19 protein-coding genes are annotated in these 17,834 nt (G+C 67.1%); 7 read left to right on the top strand and 12 right to left on the bottom strand.

Annotated elements, in window-relative coordinates:
- The first annotated feature begins 13 nt into the window (after positions 1-13).
- The 3 genes from QGN31_RS00985 to QGN31_RS00975 all read left to right on the top strand — a co-directional run bounded on the left by QGN31_RS00985 (position 14) and on the right by QGN31_RS00975 (position 2,681).
- Positions 14-835 carry a thioesterase family protein gene (locus tag QGN31_RS00985; protein ID WP_014943131.1) on the top strand — a complete coding sequence of 274 codons (822 nt, stop codon included), beginning with the start codon at positions 14-16 and terminating at the stop codon, positions 833-835.
- A gap of 15 nt (positions 836-850) precedes the next feature.
- Positions 851-1,396, top strand: coding sequence for a TetR/AcrR family transcriptional regulator (locus tag QGN31_RS00980; protein WP_014943132.1), 546 nt, complete (start codon positions 851-853; stop codon positions 1,394-1,396).
- A gap of 124 nt (positions 1,397-1,520) precedes the next feature.
- A complete protein-coding gene (locus QGN31_RS00975; protein WP_158020472.1) occupies positions 1,521-2,681 on the top strand; it encodes a hemin-binding protein in 1,161 nt (386 codons plus the stop codon).
- Here QGN31_RS00975 and QGN31_RS00970 read toward each other — a convergent pair.
- The 5 genes from QGN31_RS00970 to QGN31_RS00950 form a co-directional block, all read right to left on the bottom strand.
- Positions 2,673-3,623, bottom strand: a complete 951-nt coding sequence (locus QGN31_RS00970) for a hypothetical protein (RefSeq protein ID WP_014943134.1) — start codon at positions 3,621-3,623, stop codon at positions 2,673-2,675. The genes QGN31_RS00975 and QGN31_RS00970 overlap by 9 nt on opposite strands.
- Positions 3,620-4,135: a DUF6932 family protein gene (locus QGN31_RS00965; RefSeq protein WP_158020473.1), complete on the bottom strand. Its 516-nt coding sequence runs from the start codon at positions 4,133-4,135 to the stop codon at positions 3,620-3,622. The genes QGN31_RS00970 and QGN31_RS00965 overlap by 4 nt, the downstream gene beginning before the upstream one ends.
- 415 nt (positions 4,136-4,550) lie before the next feature.
- Positions 4,551-5,891, bottom strand: a complete 1,341-nt coding sequence (locus QGN31_RS00960) for an FAD-binding oxidoreductase (RefSeq protein ID WP_014943135.1) — start codon at positions 5,889-5,891, stop codon at positions 4,551-4,553.
- 21 nt (positions 5,892-5,912) lie between these two features.
- A complete protein-coding gene (locus QGN31_RS00955) occupies positions 5,913-6,656 on the bottom strand; it encodes a glucose 1-dehydrogenase (protein WP_009956630.1) in 744 nt (247 codons plus the stop codon).
- Positions 6,657-6,672: 16 nt separating this feature from the next.
- Entirely contained in the window at positions 6,673-7,773 is a 1,101-nt protein-coding gene (locus QGN31_RS00950; protein WP_014386054.1) for an NAD(P)H-dependent amine dehydrogenase family protein, read from the bottom strand.
- A gap of 109 nt (positions 7,774-7,882) precedes the next feature.
- Between QGN31_RS00950 and QGN31_RS00945 the strand changes: the two genes are divergently transcribed.
- On the top strand, positions 7,883-8,773 hold the full coding sequence (locus QGN31_RS00945; protein WP_014386055.1) for an alpha/beta hydrolase: 891 nt from the start codon (positions 7,883-7,885) through the stop codon (positions 8,771-8,773).
- On the opposite strand, the gene QGN31_RS00940 is transcribed toward QGN31_RS00945, so the two are convergent.
- The gene (locus QGN31_RS00940) at positions 8,770-9,405 is read right to left on the bottom strand and encodes a TetR/AcrR family transcriptional regulator (RefSeq protein WP_008262031.1); all 636 of its coding nucleotides are present in this window, start codon (positions 9,403-9,405) and stop codon (positions 8,770-8,772) included. The genes QGN31_RS00945 and QGN31_RS00940 overlap by 4 nt on opposite strands.
- A gap of 157 nt (positions 9,406-9,562) precedes the next feature.
- Here QGN31_RS00940 and QGN31_RS00935 point away from each other — a divergent pair, with 157 nt between their 5' ends.
- Positions 9,563-9,688, top strand: coding sequence for a hypothetical protein (locus QGN31_RS00935; protein WP_003874194.1), 126 nt, complete (start codon positions 9,563-9,565; stop codon positions 9,686-9,688).
- 24 nt (positions 9,689-9,712) lie between these two features.
- On the opposite strand, the gene QGN31_RS00930 is transcribed toward QGN31_RS00935, so the two are convergent.
- From QGN31_RS00930 to QGN31_RS00915, 4 genes are all read right to left on the bottom strand, one after another.
- Positions 9,713-11,137 carry an NAD(P)(+) transhydrogenase (Re/Si-specific) subunit beta gene (locus tag QGN31_RS00930; RefSeq protein WP_009956633.1) on the bottom strand — a complete coding sequence of 475 codons (1,425 nt, stop codon included), beginning with the start codon at positions 11,135-11,137 and terminating at the stop codon, positions 9,713-9,715.
- Positions 11,134-11,463, bottom strand: a complete 330-nt coding sequence (locus QGN31_RS00925) for an NAD(P) transhydrogenase subunit alpha (RefSeq protein WP_008262035.1) — start codon at positions 11,461-11,463, stop codon at positions 11,134-11,136. Before QGN31_RS00925 ends, QGN31_RS00930 begins: the two co-directional genes overlap by 4 nt.
- 9 nt (positions 11,464-11,472) lie before the next feature.
- On the bottom strand, positions 11,473-12,555 hold the full coding sequence (locus QGN31_RS00920; protein WP_026071122.1) for a Re/Si-specific NAD(P)(+) transhydrogenase subunit alpha: 1,083 nt from the start codon (positions 12,553-12,555) through the stop codon (positions 11,473-11,475).
- 244 nt (positions 12,556-12,799) lie between these two features.
- Positions 12,800-13,261, bottom strand: coding sequence for a nuclear transport factor 2 family protein (locus tag QGN31_RS00915; protein ID WP_014943136.1), 462 nt, complete (start codon positions 13,259-13,261; stop codon positions 12,800-12,802).
- 120 nt (positions 13,262-13,381) lie between these two features.
- Between QGN31_RS00915 and QGN31_RS00910 the strand changes: the two genes are divergently transcribed.
- Positions 13,382-14,602 (top strand): acyl-CoA dehydrogenase family protein, encoded by a 1,221-nt coding sequence (locus tag QGN31_RS00910; RefSeq protein ID WP_043955890.1) that lies wholly within the window; start codon positions 13,382-13,384, stop codon positions 14,600-14,602.
- Positions 14,595-15,425, top strand: coding sequence for a tyrosine-protein phosphatase (locus QGN31_RS00905; RefSeq protein WP_009956639.1), 831 nt, complete (start codon positions 14,595-14,597; stop codon positions 15,423-15,425). Before QGN31_RS00910 ends, QGN31_RS00905 begins: the two co-directional genes overlap by 8 nt.
- A 27-nt stretch (positions 15,426-15,452) precedes the next feature.
- On the opposite strand, the gene QGN31_RS00900 is transcribed toward QGN31_RS00905, so the two are convergent.
- Both QGN31_RS00900 and QGN31_RS00895 read right to left on the bottom strand, forming a co-directional pair.
- Positions 15,453-16,316, bottom strand: coding sequence for an SDR family oxidoreductase (locus QGN31_RS00900; RefSeq protein ID WP_008262046.1), 864 nt, complete (start codon positions 16,314-16,316; stop codon positions 15,453-15,455).
- A 56-nt stretch (positions 16,317-16,372) separates the two neighbouring features.
- The gene (locus tag QGN31_RS00895) at positions 16,373-17,806 is read right to left on the bottom strand and encodes an aldehyde dehydrogenase family protein (RefSeq protein ID WP_014943138.1); all 1,434 of its coding nucleotides are present in this window, start codon (positions 17,804-17,806) and stop codon (positions 16,373-16,375) included.
- Positions 17,807-17,834: the final 28 nt, after the last annotated feature.

Here is a 17,834-nt window from a genome sequence, read left to right as displayed (position 1 = left end):
GAAGAGGTTGACGATGACCGACGCCTACTACGAGCTGATCGACCCCGCCGACGCGCCGGGCGAGAAGTTCCGGGCGACCGACCTGGCGCGCGGCACCTGGTCGGCGGCGATCCAGCACGGTGGTCCGGTGTCGGGGCTGCTGGTCCGGGCGCTGGAGCGCTGCGAACAGCGCGATGACACCCGCCTGTCCCGGGTCGTGATCGACCTGCTGGGCGGGGTGCCGGCCGAGGGCGACCTGTGGGTCCGCTCGCAGGTGCAACGGCCCGGCAAGCAGATCGAACTCGTCAGCGCCGAGATGCTGGCGCCGGGTCCCGACGGCGCTCCCCGGCCGGTGGCGCGCGCCACCGGTTGGCGGTTGCAGCACCAGGACACCGAGGAGCTCGCGCACGCCGCGGCTCCCCTGCCCCGGCCGAGGGCCGAGGCCTACGACCGCAACCTCAAGGCCAAGGACTGGGACCGCAACTACGTGCACAGCCTCGAGTGGCTGTGGCTGACCGAGCCGCTGAGCGAAGGCCCGGGCGAATCGTGGATCAACCCGACCGTCGATCTGGTCAACGGCGAGCCCATGACCCAGCTGGAACGGCTGTTCGCGGTCGCCGACTGCGCCAACGGCATCGGCAGCGAGCTGGACATCACCAAATGGACCTTCCTCAACACCGATCTGGCCGTGCACGTGTTTCGTGTCCCCGATGGTGATTGGATCGGGATCAGGGCGGAAACCAGTTACGGGCCGGACGGGATCGGGACGACGATCGGCACATTGTTCGACGAACAGGGCGCGGTCGGCGCCATCCAGCAGTCGGTGCTGGTGCGCCGGCGCCCGCCTCGGGCCTAACGTGGAGGCGAAAACATGAGCCACCCGATCCGGGCTACGACGATCGCCGACACTGACACCTCGACCCGTCAGCGCATTCTGGCGGCCACCGCCGAGGTGCTCGGCCGCAACGGCAAGACCAAGCTGAGCCTGTCCGACGTGGCCACCCAGGCGGGCGTCTCCCGCCCGACGCTGTACCGCTGGTTCGCTTCCAAAGAGGAGTTGCTGTCGGCGTTTTCGGCCTACGAGCGACAGATCTTCGAAAGCGGCCTCGTGAAGGCCACCGCGGGTCTCAAGGGCGTGGACAAGCTCGACGCCGTGCTGCGGTTCATCGTCGATTACCAGCATTCGTACTCCGGCGTGCGCATGGTCGACGTCGAGCCCGAGCACACCATCGCCCAGTTCTCGTGGGTGATCCCGCAGATGCGCGAGGGCTTGCAGCGGCACCTGCCCGGGCCCAACTCTGCGGTGAAGGCGGCGACGGTGATCCGGATCGCGATCTCGCACTACATCGTGCGCAGCGACGACGCCGACCAGTTCCTGGCGCAGCTGCGCCACGCGGTCGGGATCAAGGGCAGCTAGTCGCGCGATATCTCGCGTTCAGTCAAACGGCGCCGATAGTCGCGGGATTTGTGTCGGACGGTCGCGCCTGGACATGGCCGGGCTGTTGTGGATAACAGCGGTTAGCCACAATTACGGTGTTTTCATGACCAATGCCCGACTGTTTGATGAGGTCGACCGAGTTCCGCCTCCGAAGCGTCCCACCGAGAGCTTATTCGAGTTCGTAAACCGAGCCGAGGGCGCGCTTTGGGATCAGACGCGGACTCTGTTGGAGTCGTGGTACGCGGACTACCCCGATCCTGACGGCGACTTGCGCGGTCGTTTTCGGCAAGATGCGTTAGGTCAGCACATGGGAGCGTGGTGGGAGCTGTACATCTACACGCTGTTTCGTCGGCTCGGTTATGAGATCGGGGTGCATCCGGTGTTGCCCGGCACCAAGAAGAATCCCGACTTCGTGCTGACGCGAGATTCCACAAAATTGGTCGTCGAATGCGCGGTCATGCTCGAGGAGGCCCAATGGGGCGATTCGGATGGGAAGTCGTGGGTGCTCGAGTGCATCGACGGAGTAGTGAGTCCAAACTTCCGGCTGGGCGTCGATATCGGGACTGAGGGCAACCAGCGACCGAGTCGTAAAGACATTGTGCGGCCAATTGAGGCATGGTTGGCGGCGCTAGATGCCGACGCACTTTGGGAAGCAGCGGAAGCTGGCGACTCCAGTTTGCCTGAAGAGGAATTCGAGATCCGAGGATGGACGATTATTGTGCGGGCCCTAGTCGTCGATCCGGTCCATCGCGGAACTGCGAGCGGGTCGATCGCTGCCGGCCCAATGAAGAGCGGGGTACTCCAGCACGCGGAGCAGATGCGTACAATCCTGAGCGACAAGGGCTCGAAGTATGGGCAGCTGCCTTATCCGTTCGTGCTCGCTCTGCTCGCAAGGCCAATCACAGCAGGCGTGTTTGAAATGACGAACGCTCTTTACGGTTCGGTCGCCGTGACAGTCGCGATCGGCGAAGCTGTACACGAAGACAGAGGGCTCACTCGGCAGGGCAACGGCTATTGGCGGGCGCCTCCAGACGGGGGCGGCAGCCGCATTTCTGCCGTCCTACTCGGCGAGTCTTTGCAACCGTGGGATCCGTTTGCAGCGTTGCCGCGCCTATGGGTAAATCCATGGGCAACCGTGCCTTTAGGCGCGCTGCCGCCATTTGCGGCCTTCACTGTGAACGGTGACGACCTTGTATCGACCGATGCGAGCATGACACCACACGAGATCTTCGGTACCGCAGAGACGGCTATCGATTCATTCTGAAAAGAGCGCCGGAGGCTCAGGCTCGGGCTCGAGCTTCAGCAGGTCGTAATGCTTCGGACCGAGCTGGCCGCTACGCGCAGCCCACTGCGTTACTGCCAAGTGCGCCATCACTCGTGTGCCAGCGAGGCGTCTGACCGTCGGAAGTAGACCGTCATCGACTGACCCAGCGATCTCGCGTCCATCGTCCGTGATGAGGTAGAACACGCGTCTGGTACCTCTGAAGCCGTCCAGGATCCCCGAGTGCTGTTCGGTCGACGGTTTGACGCTGCGATCACGCAAATAATCGTCGACCTGCTCGGCGCTTTGCCTGTCGAAGTTGGAGCGGACACTAGTCCGCGGACTCTCGAAGTTGAGGCCCAGTCCAAATGGGCTTTCGAGTGCGACACGCGAAATGGTTTGCACCGCTTGCCTTTCGAGCACCGGCGCTCGTCCGATGCCACGCACGAATGAACCGATATCCTCCCGATTTTCGGGAAGCACATTCATCAACTCTTGTAACGCCCGACCGGCGCGGCTTGGATGAGCCCCGATGTCGAAGGCGCCGTGCCCTAAAACTGCCGCCGGGGCTCGGAATATCAGCGTGTTGCCCGCTGCGCCCTCCTGGATGACCAAGGTGTCGATGAGATCCTCGCGCGATGGTCGAAGCGCTGATGACTGTGGTCGAAGCAGTGCTCCGTCCATCTGAGTTGTCGCTCGTTGCACACCGGCAGATATGAGCCCTGCCAGACGCGAAGGCACCTTTGACACACCTAGCACCTCGACCCGGAAGGTATCCAGAAGGGGGAGAGGATCGCCCTTCTCCGCATCAACAATGTCTTGCCAAGCCATGGAGATCGAACCGCGGTGATACGCGTCGACGAGGGCGTCGCCGAAACGATGCTCAAGCGCTTCATCGCGAATGCGCCTTAAATCGCTGAGATGGTCTGCTGGATCAGTACTCACAGACTCACCTCCACAAATCCCTTGCGAGTCCCTGGCACGCGCTTGCCGTCAGGTCCCTTAATCATCGCCCACTGTGCTGCCCAGTACGTCTGCCCAGCTGGCACTGTAAGGAAAGCATCGACCAGGCCACCGACAGGCTGCATTCTCCTCGCGCCTGCAGCGAATGGGAATCCGAAGATCACATCACCGAGCGTCAGCAATGTGGGGATACGGTCCGCTCGCAACATCGTGCCCATGTGCGCTTCGTCGCGACACAAATAGACCAGGTCGACGTCCTTCGGGGCGTCGGCTTTGTATGTGACAAACCCACCGTCGATCCACACCTTGGCAGGCCCACCTACCTCGTACAGCAATTCCAAGTGTAGCTCTAACGCCTTGAAAATCCGCTGACGTGCGGATTTGTGGTCTGGCGACTCGGAGACGAATCGCTCATGCAATTCGGGCAACGTGCATGGATAAGGGTCGGTGCTGGGATCAAGGTACCCCTGCGAGTTCGGCTTTGGGATCGGCATCGTTGCTCATGGTGACCCATAGAGCTGCACCTCTGGCCGGTTTTGCGCAACTATCGCGTCACGAGTTGATGTAGGACTGTTTGCTAGCAACTGTTGAGTAGTTAAGGGCCGGCGAGGGACCGATGTGAAAGTTTCAAGCGGCGAGCATTATGAGCGTCGCTTAATAGCTTGACTCGAGCTCGGCTGATAACGCTATCTTGTGCTGGTTTTAGCGGCAGGCATTGAAAGTCGTCGGCCTCGACGACTTGGCCGTAGCAACTGACAGGGAAGCCTGAGGTCGAGGAGACAAACGTATCGCAGTTGGCATTTTCGACCGCCCGATCCGCAGTCCGGGCGGCCGCGCGTGCAGCAGCCGGGAACCCTCAGACTATGCAGTCAATGAATGTGGAACTGCCTCTTTGCTGTGCATGTTGGCCTACTTGAACAGCACCGCGGCGTTGAGATAGCCGGTCGGGTCCAGCGCCGCCTTGAGCGTGCGCATCGCGGCGATGTCCGCGGGCTCGCGTGACATCGCGAGGTAGGGCCGCTTGCGGCTGCCGACGCCGTGCTCGGAGCTGACGTTGCCGCCACAGCGGGCGATGAGGTCCATCATCGGCTCGTAGAGGTGCCGCTCTTGCTCGCCCGGGCAACGCAATACGTTCAGGTGCAGGTTGCCCTCGCCGATATGCCCGAACAGCACCGGCACCGCCCCGGGGGCGTGCGTGCTGACCAATTCGACGGCGTGCCTTTCGAATTCGCTGATCGCCGACAACGGCAGCGACACGTCGAACTTCAGCGGCGGGCCGTACACGCCGAGCACCTCGGCGAGTGATTCGCGCACCTGCCACAACCGTTGCTGCGCGGCAAGATCCACGCCCACCGCCGGTTCACCGCACATCGGCACGTTCTCGAGCAGCCCGGCGAGGCGCTCGGTCTGGTCGTGATCGGCGGCCAGCTCCACCAGCAGCAGCCAGTCCCCGGTGACCGGGGCCCCCACGCCGCGATGCTCGCGGGTCAGCGCGGCGGCCCGGCCGTCGATCAATTCCAGGGCCGCGATGCCGTCCACGTCGCGGAAGATCCGGCCGGCGGAAACCAGCGCGTCGAGGTCGGCGAATCCGCAGATGGCCGTCACCCGGTGCGGGGGGATGGCGTGCAGCCGCAGATCCAGCCCGGTGATGACGCCCAGCGTGCCCTCGGCGCCCACGAACAGCGCCGGAAGGTCATAGCCGGTGTTGTCCCGGCGCACCCGGCTATGGCGGCGCAGCAGCGAGCCGTCGGGCAGCGCGACCTGGACGCCGATCACCTGCTCACCCATGTTGCCGTACCGGACGGTGCGCAGGCCGCCGGCGTTGGTCGACGCCATGCCGCCGACGGTCGCCGTGTCGCGGGCGGACAGGTCCACGCCGAACACGAGATTGGCCGCGGCCGCGGCCCGTTGCACCGCGGCCAGGGTGGCTCCGGCGCCGACCTCGATGCGGCTCTCGACGGTGTCGACGTCCCCGATGGCGTGCAGCCGCTCGGTGGACAGCAACACGTCGTCGTGTGCGGGGACGGTGCCGGCCACCAGTGAGGTCCGGCCGCCCTGCACCGTCACGTGCGCGCCCGCGTCGCGGCACACCCGCAGCACCTCGGCGACCTGCTCGGGCGAGCCGGGCCGCACCAGCGCGCTCGCCCGCCCGCGGTAGCGGCCGGTGTGGTCGACGCTGCGCGCCGCCAGCACGTCGGGGTCGGTGACGACGTGATTCGATCCGACCAGGCCGGCCAGCCTACGCAGCATGATTGCGGTTATAGCACCGCACTAGAACAAGTCCTTGTGGTTCACGTCGGTGATCAGGCCGCCGTCCATGACGAACTCGCTGCCGGTGGCATACGACGATTCGTCGCTGGCCAAAAACAGCACGAACGTTGCGACCTCCCGCACTTGCCCGGGCCGGCCCAGCGGGACGGTCACCATGTCCTCGGGCAGGTGCTTGGTCATCGGGGTGCGAATGAAGCCGGGGTGTATGGAGTTGACCCGGATGTTGTGCTTTGCCAGCTCCAGGGCGGCCGACTTGGCCAGGCCCCGCACTCCCCACTTGGATGCGACATACGGGTGCACCATGGGCGCACCGCGCAGGCCCTCGATCGACGACACGTTGATGATCGAGCCACCGCCGGCCGCGATCATCGGGTCGACGGCCACCCGCATGCCCAGGAATGTTCCGGTCAGATTGACGTCAATGACCTTCTGCCACTTGGCCAGATCGAAGCTCCTGAGCGGGCCGAGCGCGACGGTGCCGGCGTTGTTGACCAAAACGTCGAGCTTGCCGAATTCGCCGACCGCGGTCGCGACCGCGGCTTCCCACTGGTCGGGCTGGGTGACGTCGAGGTGTACATAGCGCGCGGATTCCCCGATCTCGTCCGCCAGCGCCTTGCCCTGGTCGTCGAGGATGTCGCCGATGACAACCTTGGCGCCCTCCTCGACGAGCAGGCGCGCGTCTTCGGCGCCCATCCCACCGGCGGCGCCACTGATCAGTGCAACTTTTCCGTCAACGCGACCCACCTGGGTCTCCTTTCGATTAACTGGTCACCAAAGTGCTTGGTGCGTAAAGGCCTTTTCCGGTGACCAGCGGCAGGTCGAGCGTGGTCCGGATGCCGGGGGGCGCCGCGATCACCGCCGGGATGGCGTTGACGACGCGGCCCGCGGCGCCCGCGATCGCGGCGTGATTGTGGTCGCCCTTGCGGCTGCTGGGAATGATGTCGACCGCGTAGGAGGGCTCGCCGGTGATCTCGACGCGGTACGAGCCGTCGCCCGCGGCGGGCTGGGGCAGGTCCGGGCGCAGGTCGGGCCGCAGCCGGGTGACGTGCTCGATGACGATGGCGGGGTGGCCCTTGACCATGCCGCGGATCTCGAACTGCAGCACGGCCACGGTCCCCTTGGCGACGTGGCCGACCGCGATGTCGAAGTCCTCGGGCGCGGGCTCGCGCTGGTAGGACTCGGTGATCTCGTCGACCTCGATGCCCAGGCCGGCCGCCAGCTGACGGATCGCGGTGCCCCAGGCGATGCTGAGGATGCCCGGCTGCAGCAGCATCGGGATCTCGTCCATGGGCTTGGCGAATCCCATGTAGTCCATGACCTCGGTGCCGTTGTAGGACGCGTAGTCGTGAATCTCCATGCAGCGCACCTGCTCGATGCGCTGACACGTCCCGGCGAGCGCGAACGGGATCAGGTCGTTGGCGAACCCGGGGTCGACGCCGCTGATGAAGATGCTTGAATTGCCTTGCTTGGCAGCGTCTTCCACGCGGGCGATGTATTTGTCGGGCATCACGCCCCACGGGTACTGCAGCAGCCCCGGCGAGGATCCGACGACGTTGATGCCGGCGGCCAGGATGCGCATGACGTCGGCCATCGCCTCGGGCAGCCGGGTGTCGCCCATCGCGCAGTAGACGACGCACTCGGGCTTGGCGGCGATGATGGCGTCCAGGTCGTCGACGGCCGCGACGCCCGTCACCACGCCGGCGTCCAGGCCGACGCCGCACAGCTCGCCCGCGTCCTTACCCACCTTTTCCGGGGTGGAGACGCACACCCCGGTCAGCTCGAACTGCGGGTTGGTGATCAGTTCGGCGAGGGCCAGCCCACCGACGTTGCCGGTACCGACGTGCGCGACGCGGATCGCCATGACAGTCTCCGTCCGTTGAGCGCTCAAAACGTTTCTAGACACTAGTCCATTAATTTGGGCGCGCATACCTGCGGACGCCCGTGGACCGCGGGGGCAGAATCAACCGTTGATGACCACACGCGAAGACCTTCGGTTCCCGTCCGGCGACGACCTGATCAGCGCCTGGCTCTACCGCCCGCCGGGCGACGGCCCCGCGCCGCTGCTGGTGATGGCCCACGGCCTGGGCGCCGTGCGGAGCATGCGCCTGGACGCCTACGCCGAACGCTTCAGCGCGGCCGGCTACGCGTGCCTGGTGTTCGACTACCGCAACTTCGGCGACAGCGGGGGCCGGCCCCGTCAGGTCCTCGACGTCGGCATGCAGCTCGCCGACTGGGCCGCGGCCGTCGACTACGCGCGCACCCTGCCGGGTGTCGATCCCGACCGAATCGCGTTGTGGGGCACCTCTTTTGCCGGCGGTCACGTGATCGCGACGGCGGCGCGGCTGCCGGGCATCGCCGCGGCCGTCGCCCAGTGCCCCTTCACCGACGGCATCGCGTCCGCGCGCACCATCACCAACCCGCTGATCACCGCGCGCATCACCGCGCGGGCGGTGCGCGACGTGCTCGCGAGCAAGCGGGGCCGGCCACCGGTGATGGTCGCGACGGCGGGGCGGCCCGGCGAGGTCGCGTTGATGAACACGCCCGACGCGTACGAGGGCTACCTGCGGCTGGTGCCCGACGGCGCCGACGTACGCAACGAGGTCGCCGCCCGAATCGCGTTGCAGGTCTTCACCTATCGCCCGGGACGCCTGACACCGAAGATCGATTGCCCGATCCTGTTCTGCGTGTGCGAGGCCGACTCGGTGGCCCCCGCGGCGGCGACGCTGCGCCACGCGGCCAGAGCGCCCCGCGGCGAGGTCAAGCTGTATCCCGAGTGCCATTTCGCGATCTATGTCGACGACGCGTTCGAGCGGGCGGTCGCCGACCAGCTCGCGTTCCTCGACAAGCACCTGCGCGGTTAAGGACCCAGCGGAGACGTCGTGCGGATCGCCTCGTCGCGGATCAGTCCGCGCAGCAGCGCCGTGCTGAACTCCGCCGCGATCTCCTTGGCGGAGCGCCGCCCGCTGGGCCGCAGCCAGCGATAGCTGCCCAGCGTCATGCCGATGTAGCCCAGCGCCAGCACGTGCGAATCGCACTGGTAGAACTCGCCGCTGGCGATCCCGCGGTCGATCAGGCCGTGCACGTGGTGGTAGACCTGCGCTTCCTTCTCGCGGACCTCGGCGACCTGCTCGCTGGTGAACCACTCGGTGATGTAGGGCTGCTCCTGGAAGTACACCGCGGCGCGCTCGGGATCGCTGGCGATGCCGGTCAGCAGCCGGACGGTGTACTGGTAGAGCGCCTCGCGCGCGGTCCAGGACGGGTCGTCATGCACGGCGGCCAGCGTGCCCTCGGCGGCCTGGCGGTAGATGTCGAACAGAATCAGCGACTTGCTGGCGTAATAGTGATAGACGGTCGCCTTGTTCAGGCCGATCACGTCGGCCACGTCGTCCATCCGGGTGCCGTGATAGCCGCGCGCCGCGAACAGCTTGGTGGCGACGGCCAGCAGCTCTTCGCGCCGCGTTTGCCCATTGGGTGTGACGCTGTCGGTGGGCATCTGTTCTCACTATCGTCGGTACGGGCAGGCCAGGCCCGGTTCGGCCAAGAATAACTATCAATCAACTGGTTGGACAGTTTAAGCAAAAACGCCGGGTGTCACGTCGACGGGCATGCGACTAGACTCCTCCTCGAACGAGATTCGAGAGGTGGGACCGATGGATCCGAGCCCGGATTACGACGGAAGCGACGAGATCGAGTTCTTCATGCGGTACCTCACCTGGGGCTTGCGCGGTGTCACCGACGGCAACGGGTACCCGCCGCCGGCCTACCCGCCCGTTTAGCCCCGGCGCGGAGGACCGCAGTCTTTACAGCGCTTTGAGTTCCTCGGCGACCTCGGTCACCGACTTCTTCGCGTCGCCGAACAGCATGCTGGTGCCCTCGCCGTAGAACAGCGGGTTGTCGATTCCCGCGAACCCGGAGTTCATCGATCGCTTCAGCACGATCACCGACTTGGCCTTGTCCACGTTGAGGATCGGCATGCCGTAGATCGGGCTGGACGCGTCGTTGCGGGCCGCCGGGTTGGTGACGTCGTTGGCGCCGATGACGATCGCGACGTCGGTGCGCGCGAACTCGTCGTTGATGTCGTCCATGTCCTTCATGGCGTCGTAGTCGACCTCGGCCTCGGCCAGCAACACGTTCATGTGCCCGGGCATCCGGCCGGCGACCGGGTGGATGGCGTATTTGACCTCCACGCCCTTGTCCTCCAGCAGGGCCGCCATGTCCTTCACCGCGTGCTGCGCCTGCGCGACGGCCAGGCCGTAGCCCGGCACCACGATCACCTGGTTGGCGTAGGCCATCTGGATCGCGGCGTCCGCGGCCGAGGTGGCCTTGACGGTCTTGTCTCCCCCGCCGTCGCCACTGGGGGCCACCCCGCCGCCGCCGAAGCCGCCGGCGACGATCGCGGGGATCGAGCGGTTCATGGCCTTGGCCATCAGGTTGGTCAGGATCGAGCCGGACGCGCCGACGATCATGCCGGCCACGATCATCGCGGTGTTGTTCAGCGCCAGACCGGCGGCCGCGGCAGACAACCCCGTCATCGCGTTGAGCAGCGAGATGACGACCGGCATGTCGGCGCCGCCGATGGGCAGCACCACCATCAGGCCCAGCACGCCGGCCGCGGCCAGCAGCCCGATCATCCACCACAGGGACGCCCCGCCGGTGCCGGGATGGGCGTGCACCCCGACCACCACCGCCGCGGCCACCGCGGCGACCAGCAGCAGCAGGTTGACCGGCTGCTGGGCCCTGCCGAAACCGATCGGTGCGCCCGAGATGATCTCCTGCAGCTTGCCGAACGCGATGATCGATCCCCAGAACGAGATCGAGCCGATGACCGCGGCGAACAACGACGCCACCACGATGTGCACGGTCGGCGACTCACCGTGCTGGAACGCCGAAAAGCCTTGCGTCTCAATGAATTCCGACAGCGCGATCAGCGCGACGGTGCCGCCGCCGACGCCGTTGAAGAACGCCACCAGCTGCGGCATCGCCGTCATCTTGGTGTAGCGCGCCGGCGGGACACCGAGCACCACGCCCACCACCAGGCCGGCGATGATCAGCACCCATTGGTCGGTGTGGCGGATCTTGACCAGCGTCGCGGCCACCGCGATCGCCATGCCCACCGCGGCGATCAGGTTGCCCCGCACCGCGGTTTTGGGCCCGGTCAGGCCCATCAGGCCGTAGATGAACAGGGCGAACGAAATGATGTACAGGCCGATGACCAAGTAGTTCATTTGGCGGCCGGCTCCTCACTCGCGGCGGGCACCGGTTTCTTCTTGCCCTTGAACATGCCCAGCATCCGGTCGGTGACGATGAACCCGCCGATGACGTTCAGGGTGCCGAACACGACGGCCACGAACAGGATGATCTGCACCGCCAGCGAGGGGTGCTCGACCGAGCCGAACACCACAAGCGCGCCCAGCACCACGATGCCGTGGATGGCGTTGGTGCCCGACATCAGCGGCGTGTGCAGCGTGTTGGGCACCTTGGAGATGACCGCGAACCCGACGAACCCGGACAGCACCAGGATCGCCACGTTGGCCAACAGTTCGTCGTACATGTAGTCCTCTCAGTCCCGCGTCACACAGGAGTCCGCGATGACCTCGTCGTCGAAGTCCGGCGCCAGCTTGCCGTCGGTGAGCAGCAAGTCCAGCAAAGCGGTGATGTTCTTGCTGTAGAGCTCGGAGGCGTGCTCGGGCATCGTCGCCGGCAGGTTCAGCGGCGACGCGATGGTGACGTCGTGCTTGACGACCGTCTTGCCGGGTTCGGTGAGCTCGCAGTTGCCGCCGGTCTCGCCGGCCAGGTCCACCACCACGCTGCCGGGCTTCATCGCCTCCACGGCCGCGGCGGTCACCAACCGCGGCGCGGGCCGGCCCGGGACCAGCGCCGTGGTGATCACGACGTCGAAACCGCTGATGGCCTTCTCCAGCGCCTGCTGCTGCTGCGCGCGCTCCTCGTCGGTCAGCTCGCGGGCGTATCCGCCCTCACCGGCCGCGTCGATCCCGATGTCGAGCCACTGCGCGCCCACCGAGCGCACCTGATCGGCCACCTCGGGCCGCACGTCGTAACCGGTGGTGCGGGCACCGAGCCGCTTGGCCGTCGCCAGCGCCTGCAGCCCGGCCACCCCGACCCCGAGCACCAGCACCGTGGCCGGCTTCACCGTTCCGGCGGCCGTCGTCAGCATCGGGAAGAACCGGGTCGCCTCCGAGGCCGCCAGCAGCACCGCCTTGTAGCCGGCCACGTTGCCCTGCGACGACAAGGCGTCCATCGCCTGCGCCCGCGAGATCCGCGGGATGGCCTCCAGCGCGAACGCCTGCACGCCCGCCTGCTTCAAAGCTCCGATCGAGTTCTCGGCGTTGCGCGGCGCCAGGAAGCCGATCAGCGTCTGCCCGCTGTGCAGCTTGCCGACCTCGTCCGCGGTCGGCGGCGCGACCTTGACCACGACGTCGGCGGCCCACGCGTCCCCGATGGTGGCGCCGGCCTCGGTGTAGAGCGCGTCGGGCAGCAGCGCCCGTTCGCCCGCGCCGGACTCGACCACGACCGCCACGCCGCTGCCCACCAGCGACGCCACCGCCTTCGGCACCAGCGCGACCCGCCGCTCGTCGGCCCCGGACTCGGAGACCACTCCTACCGTCGTCTGCGCATCTGTCATGGCGCGTACATCTACTTTCCGTACTCTTACGTACTGTCCGTGCCGATGGGCGTGGCGCTGGCTCGGCCGCGCGCTTCGCTACCTTAACCAGGTTCCGCCATGGATGGGTGATCGGCTCTGGGCCACCCGGGGCGGGATACCCCGCCGACGGGCGATCGACTCCCGGTCGATGGTTCGCCGCCGCATGCCGATGCAGTAGCGGCCACACCGTTGTGAGGTCACAAGGCGTCGTTGTTGCGCGCCGCTACCAGAGCGGGATGTCGTGGGCGTGTTCGGACGACGGGCGGGGCCCGAAGATGCGTCGCTGCGATTCGTCGATCGGCACGTCGTTGATGCTGGCTTCGCGGCGGGCCATCAGCCCCGACTCGGCGAACTCCCACAGCTCGTTGCCGTAGCTGCGATACCACTGCCCCGACCGGTCGCGGCACTCGTATTGGAAGCGGACCGCGATGCGGTTGTCGTGGAAGTCCCAAAGAACCTTGCGCAGCGCGTAATCCAGTTCGCGCTGCCACTTGCGGGTCAGGAACGCCACGATCTCGTCGCGGCCCACGATGTGCTCGCCGCGGTTTCGCCACCGCGAATCGACCGTGTACGCCAGGCTGACGCGGTGCGGGTCGCGGGTGTTCCAGGCATCCTCGGCCGCCTGCACCTTCTGCAGCGCGGTCTCCCGCGTGAACGGCGGGAACGGGGGGCGGGATTCGGTCACGCCCCAATCCTGCCGCGAACAGACACCCGAGCACCTCCTCAACGGCGTGTCGCGGTGCTTCTGCGTCTGCTCGCGCCCCCTTGTCGCGCGTGACCTATCGTGACGGGCATGGACTTCGCGATGTCGGCCAAGGCCAGCGACTACCACAAGCGGCTGACCGATTTCATGACCGAGTATGTGTTCCCGGCCGAGGCCGACTACGACAAGTTCCGTCACGAAGTCGGCCCGCGCGACCACACGGTTCCGCCCGTCGTGGAGGAACTGAAGATCAAGGCCAAGCAGCAGGGCCTGTGGAACCTGTTCCTGCCGGCCGAATCGGGCCTGACCAACCTCGAATACGCGCCGCTGGCCGAGATCACCGGCTGGAGCCTGGAGATCGCCCCCGAGGCGCTCAACTGCGCGGCACCCGACACCGGCAACATGGAGACGCTGCACCTGTTCGCCACCGAGGAACAGCGCAAGCAGTGGCTGGAGCCGTTGCTGGCCGGCGAGATCCGCAGCGCCTTCTCCATGACGGAGCCGGCCGTGGCCAGCAGCGACGCCCGCAACATCGAGACCTCGATCGTGCGCGACGGCGCCGACTACGTGATCAACGGCCGCAAGTGGTGGACGTCGGGCGCGGCCGACCCGCGCTGCAAGATCCTGATCGTCATGGGCCGCACCAACCCCGACGCCGCGAGCCACCAGCAGCAGTCGATGGTGTTGGTGCCGATGGACACGCCCGGCGTGACGGTGGTGCGCTCCACCCCGGTCTTCGGCTGGCAGGACCAGCACGGCCACTGCGAGATCGTCTACGACAACGTGCGTGTGCCGGCCACCAACCTGCTCGGCGAAGAGGGCGGCGGCTTCGCGATCGCCCAGGCCCGGCTCGGGCCGGGCCGCATCCACCACTGCATGCGCGCGCTCGGCGGGGCCGAGCGCGCCCTGGCCCTGATGTCCGACCGGGCCCAAAAGCGGGTGGCGTTCGGCCGCCCGCTGGCCGAGCAGGGCGTGGTTCGGGAGTCAATTGCCAAGTCCCGCAACGAGATCGACCAGGCACGGCTGCTGTGCGAGAAGGCGGCGTGGACCATCGACCAGCACGGCAACAAGGCCGCGCACCTGCTGGTCTCCCAGATCAAGGCGGTGGCCCCGCAGGTGGCCTGCGACGTCATCGACCGCGCCATCCAGGTGCACGGGGCTGCCGGCGTCAGCGACGACACGGTGCTGGCCCGCCTCTACGGCTGGCACCGCGCCATGCGGATCTTCGACGGCCCGGACGAGGTGCACATGCGAACCATCGCGCGCGCCGAGCTGGGCCGGGAGAAGTCGGCGCTCGCCGCGGCGGTCACCGCGCATGACTGAGGCGTTGCGAGAACTGTCGGGCGCGTGGAACTTTCGTGACGTCTCCGATGGCGCACCGGCGCTCAAACCCGGGCGGCTGTTCCGCTCCGGCGAACTGAGCGGGCTCGACGACGACGGCCGCGCGACGCTGAGCCGGCTGGGCATCACCGACGTCGCCGATCTGCGGGCGGCCCGCGAGGTCGCGCGGCGCGGGCCGGGGCTGGTTCCCGACGGCGTCGAGGTGCACCTGTTGCCCTTCCCCGATCTCGGCGAGCAGGACGCCGGGACCGACGACGCGGCGCCGCACGAACACGCCTTCCAGCGCCTGCTCACCGGCGAGGGCGTCGAGGAATCGGAGCAGTCGGTCAACGAGGCCGCCACCCGCTACATGATCGACGAATACCGCCAATTCCCAACGCGTAACGGGGCGCAGCGGGCGTTGCACCGCGTCATCTCGCTGCTGGCCGACGGGCATTCGGTGCTGACGCACTGCTTCGCCGGTAAGGACCGCACCGGCTTCGTGGTGGCGACCGTGCTGGAGGCGATCGGCATCGACCGCGACACCATCCTGGCCGACTTCCTGCGCAGCAACGACGCCGCGCCCGCCCTGCGGGCGCAGATCTCCGCGATGATCGCGCAGCGCCAGGACGCCGAGCTGACCCCGGAGGTGGTGACCTGGACCGAGGCGCGGCTGTCCGACGGCGTGCTCGGGGTCCGCGAGGTCTACCTGGCCGCCGCGCGCCAAACCATCGACGAGGAATTCGGGTCGCTGGACGCCTACTTGCGCGCCGCGAGCGTCAGCGAGTCAGACGTGGAGCGCCTGCGCGAGGCGCTGCTCGCCTGACCCGCCGACCACTCGGGAAGGCCGGGCTCAGCCCAGCTTGAAGCTGGCCTGCTGGGCGGCGGACAGGTCGGTGATCTGGCCCCACTTGGCGGCGATGTCCTCGACCGACGGCACGCTGTCGAAGGTGATGCCGTCGTTCTGGAACAGCGCGGTGCGCTGCACCTTGCCGCCGCCGACGATGAACACCGAGTCGGTGTCGGTCAGCTCCTCGGTCATCAGGTAGGCCACCACCGGGGCGACGTACTCCGGGGTGAGCTTCTCGAAGACCTCCGGCGGCAGGATGTCCTGCGTCATCCGGGTGGCGGCGATCGGCGCGACCGCGTTGGTCTTGATGTTGTACTTGGCGCCCTCCTGGGCCAGCGTGTTGATCAGCCCGACGAGGCCGAGCTTCGCCGCGCCGTAGTTGGCCTGCCCGAAGTTGCCGAACAGCCCGCTGGTGGAGGTGGCGACGACGACACGGCCGAAGCTCTGCTCACGGAAGTGCGGCCACGCGGCGCGGATGACGTTGTACCCACCGTAGAGGTGCACCTTGAGCACGGCGTCCCAGTTTTCGAAGGACATCTTGTGGAACGTGCCGTCGCGCAGAATGCCCGCGTTGCTGACCACGCCGTCGACCTTGCCGAATTCGTCGAGCGCGGTCTTGACCATGTTCTCGGCGCCCTCGGGCTCGGCGACGCTGTCGTAGTTGGCGACCGCCCGGCCACCGGCGTCCTTGATCTCCTTGACCACCTCGTCGGCCATGTTGTGGCCGGCGCCGGTGCCGTCGCGGGCGCCACCGAGATCGTTGACCACGACGCTGGCGCCCTCCTTGGCGAGGGTCAGGGCGTACTCACGGCCCAGTCCCCCACCGGCTCCGGTGACGATGACGACGCGATCCTGCACTCCGGGCATTAGGTTCCTCTCTGCTGTGAAAAACTTTGTCTAGCAACTGGTTCGGCGAAGCCGGGTCAGAACATCCGGCGGGCCATCTTGAAGGCCCGCTCGGTGTATGGAGGGTAGATGAAGCTCGACAGGTCGGGCCGGGTGGGCTTGGTCAGGACCGCCTTGCGGTGGCTGAACTCGTCGAAGCCCCACTTGCCGTGGTAGGCGCCCATGCCCGACGCGCCGACGCCACCGAAGGGCAGCTTGGCCGTCGACACCTGGAAGGCGACGTGGTTGACCAGCATGCCGCCCGCCGGCACCTCCTTGATCACCCGCTCGCGGGTCTCGCGCCGCTTGGTGAACAGGTACGCCGACAGCGGCTTGGGCCGCGAGTTCACGAAACGTATTGCCTCGTCCAGGTTTTGGACGGTGATCACCGGCAGGACCGGACCGAAGATCTCGTTCCGCATCAGCGGGCCGTCCGGGTCGGGGTCCACCACCACCGCGGGCTGGATGCGCAGCGTCGACGCGTCGCACGCCCCGCCGACCGTGACCGTGCCGTCCTTGCCGGAAAGGTAGCCGCTGATCCGGTCGAACTGCCGCTGGTTGACCACCCGCATGCCGTCCGGCTTGTCGGAGGTGAACTTGGTGATGGCGGCGCCGATCTTGTCGACCAGTTCGTCGCGAATCGTGGCGTCGGCCAACACGTAATCCGGTGCGACGCAAGTCTGTCCGGCGTTGAGCAGCTTCATCCAGGCGATCCGCTTGGCCGCCACCTCCACGTCGGCGTCCGCCGCGACGATCACCGGGCTCTTGCCGCCGAGCTCGAGCGTGCAGGGGGTCAGGTGCGGCGCCGCGCCCTCGTAGACCTTGCGGCCGATCTCGGTGCCGCCGGTGAACATCACCCGGTCGAGGCCCTTGGCGATGAGCTCCTGGCTGGTCGCGCCGTCGCCCTCGATGACCGCGATGGCGTCGTTGTCGAGGTACTTGGGCACCAGCTCGGCCATCACGCGCGAGGACGCGGCCGCGATTTCCGACGGCTTGAGGATCACGGTGTTGCCGGCGGCGATCGCCCCGACGGCCGGGCCCAGCGTGAGGTAGAAGGGGTAGTTCCAGGCGCCGATGATCAGCACGGTGCCGTAGGGCTCGTATTCCACCCAGCCGCGGCCGGGCAGCTGCGGCAGCTCCAGCAGTTGATACTTGCGCCGCGTCCACTTGCGCACGCGCTTGGCCGCGTACTTGGCCTCACCGGCGGTGGTGGCGATGTCGGCGATGTAGGCCTCGAAGGGGCTGCGGTCCAGGTCTTCGGCGAGCGCGGCGGCCAGCGCGGCCTCGTTCTCCTCCATCAGCTTCACCAGCTGCAGCAACTGCCGCTTGCGCCAGTCGACGTCGCGGGTGCGTCCGGTGGCGAAGGTCTGACGAAGCCGGGCAACCGTGGCGGCGACGTCGGCCGAGCCGGTCCCGTTCGTGGAGTCCTTGGAGAGCGATGCCTGCGATGCAACCGATTCGGTGGTCATCATTGTCCTTCCCGAGCAGAGTCCCGCCGCG

This window comes from Mycobacterium sp. 2-64 (assembly GCF_035918375.1).
Classification (GTDB): Bacteria; Actinomycetota; Actinomycetes; order Mycobacteriales; family Mycobacteriaceae; genus Mycobacterium; species Mycobacterium intracellulare.
The sequence above is the reverse complement of the archived record's forward strand: the minus strand, read 5'-3'. Positions and strand labels throughout refer to the sequence as shown.